This is a genomic window from Pseudomonas sp. PDM10 (assembly GCF_014852295.1).
GTDB lineage: Bacteria > Pseudomonadota > Gammaproteobacteria > Pseudomonadales > Pseudomonadaceae > Aquipseudomonas.
Window position 1 is genome coordinate 1 of the sequence record NZ_JACVBJ010000029.1, and the last position, 291, is coordinate 291.

At 49.5% G+C, this 291-nt stretch carries 1 rRNA gene; it reads left to right on the top strand.

Features of this window, described 5'->3' with window-relative positions:
* Positions 1-291, top strand: a 23S ribosomal RNA gene (locus IB252_RS29970); the annotation flags it as partial.

Here is a 291-nt window from a genome sequence, read left to right on the forward strand (position 1 = left end):
GGAAAACAGGTTAATATTCCTGTACTTCTGGTTATTGCGATGGAGGGACGGAGAAGGCTAGGCCAGCTTGGCGTTGGTTGTCCAAGTTTAAGGTGGTAGGCTGGAATCTTAGGTAAATCCGGGATTCCAAGGCCGAGAGCTGATGACGAGTGTTCTTTTAGAACACGAAGTGGTTGATGCCATGCTTCCAAGAAAAGCTTCTAAGCTTCAGGTAACCAGGAACCGTACCCCAAACCGACACAGGTGGTTGGGTAGAGAATACCAAGGCGCTTGAGAGAACTCGGGTGAAGG